The organism is Pseudomonas sp. NPDC089406 (assembly GCF_044900265.1).
Taxonomy (GTDB): Bacteria; Pseudomonadota; Gammaproteobacteria; order Pseudomonadales; family Pseudomonadaceae; genus Aquipseudomonas; species Aquipseudomonas fakonensis.
In genome coordinates this window covers 1-1,835 of record NZ_JBJDNC010000086.1, presented here as the reverse complement: position 1 = coordinate 1,835, position 1,835 = coordinate 1, and the positions used below count along the sequence as shown (strand labels likewise).

Below are 1,835 nucleotides of genomic sequence, written 5' to 3'. Positions count from 1 at the left end.
CGAAGCGCAGCGTAGGGGGCCGGATGATGGGAGCAGGCGGCTTTGCCTACTTTGGCCAAGACCAAAGTAGGCCGCCGTAAGGGCGGAAAGGTGACTAAAAGCCGCCATCGTCAATGAATGCGCATACATCTCCCAAAGCAATAACCATAAGCCCCGAACCCACCTCCGTAGGCCACAGCCCCCCAGTAACCGCAAACAGCACAAGACGCAGGAGCGAGCAGGGCACATGCACTCCCTACCCACCCGCCCAATTTCAGCACGCATCCACCGCCAAACAACCGCGCATCTGGCGCCCGCCGCAACTGCACAGGTACTCTGTGCCCCCCGTCGACGTTTAGCCGCAGCGAAGGATCACCGCGCATGACCCGCCAAGCCCTGAGAACCTGGTACCTGGTGCACAAGTGGACCAGCCTGGTCTGTACCCTGTTCCTGCTGATGCTGTGCCTGACCGGCCTGCCGCTGATCTTCCACGAAGAGATCGAAGCCGCCTTCGACCCGCACCCGGCGCCCAAGGTGCTGCCGGCCGATGCCCCACCCATCGACTACGACAAAGTGGTTGCCGGGGCGCTCGCGGCGCGCCCGGACGAGGTGGTGCGTTTCGTCGGCCTGGACCCGGACGACCCCTACGGCGCGGTATTCACCGGCAAGACCCTGGTGCCGCCACCGCTGGATGGTCATGTGCACCTGTTCGACAAACGCAGCGGCGAGTTGTTTGCCCCCGAACCGCCCGAAACCGGCTTCATGGATGTGATGCTGCGCTTGCACACCGACCTGTTCCTTGGCCTGCCCGGCTACCTGCTGCTGGGGGCGATGGGGCTGTTGCTGGTGGCCTCGCTGGTCTCGGGTGTGGTGGTCTATACCCCGTTCATGCGCAAGCTCGAATTCGCCACTGTGCGCACCGGGCGCAGCCGCCGCCTGCAGTGGCTCGACCTGCACAACGTGCTGGGCATGGTGACCCTGGTGTGGGTGCTGGTGGTGGGGGTCACCGGGGTGGTCAACACCCTGGCGCTGCCCATCGTCGGGTTATGGCAGAACGGCCAGCTGGCCGAAATGACCGCCCCTTATAAAGATGCGCCGCCACTGAAGACCCTCGGCTCGTTGCATGCGGCGCTGGAAACGGCGCGGGCCGCAGCGCCCGAGCTTGAGCCGGTATTCGTCGCCTTCCCCGGCACCTTGTTCAGCAGCCAGCACCACTACGCGGTGTTCATGCGCGGCAAGACCCCGGTCACTTCGAAACTGCTCAAGCCCGCGTTGATCGACGCCCAGACCGGGCAATTGACCGACATGCGCGACATGCCCTTGTACGTGCGCGCACTGCTTATTTCCCAGCCGCTGCACTTTGGTGACTATGGGCGGCTGCCGCTGAAGATCGTCTGGGCGGTGCTGGATGTGATCGCCATCCTGGTGCTGGGCAGCGGCGTCTACCTGTGGTGGGGGCGCCGTCGCCAGGTGCCGGTGTTTGCCGCAGAGCAGGAGGCCAGGGCATGAGGCGCGGGTTGTGGATGATCTTTCGCTGGCCGCTGCTGATCGGCCTGCTGGCGGCGCTGGGGTTGTTGTCGGCGCTGCTGGGGGACGGGCTGTACGACGTGGTGTCGTGGCTGGCGCTGGGGTTGCCGTTGCTGGTGGTGTGGGCAGTACGTGCGTGGCGGCGGGGCAATCGCGGGCCTTTGTAGGAGATCACCCAGCCCTTTCGGGCTGCGCTGTCGCGCAGGGAGCTAGGGCCGCAAGCGCGCGCCGGCACCTGGACTGCCCCCAAAAAGTTGGACAGCTCTAGGCAGCAGCCTGAGTCCTGTACTCAACAGGGCTCAGGCCATTAAGCCTCAGCTTGATACGGT

2 protein-coding genes are annotated in these 1,835 nt (G+C 65.0%); both read left to right on the top strand.

Annotation, left to right across the window (positions count from 1 at the left end):
• Nucleotides 1–360 precede the first annotated feature (360 nt).
• On the top strand, nucleotides 361–1,488 hold the full coding sequence (locus ACI2KK_RS28930) for a PepSY-associated TM helix domain-containing protein (protein ID WP_404671641.1): 1,128 nt from the start codon (nucleotides 361–363) through the stop codon (nucleotides 1,486–1,488).
• Entirely contained in the window at nucleotides 1,485–1,673 is a 189-nt protein-coding gene (locus tag ACI2KK_RS28925) for a hypothetical protein (protein ID WP_404671640.1), read from the top strand. Before ACI2KK_RS28930 ends, ACI2KK_RS28925 begins: the two co-directional genes overlap by 4 nt.
• The last annotated feature ends 162 nt before the right edge of the window (nucleotides 1,674–1,835 follow it).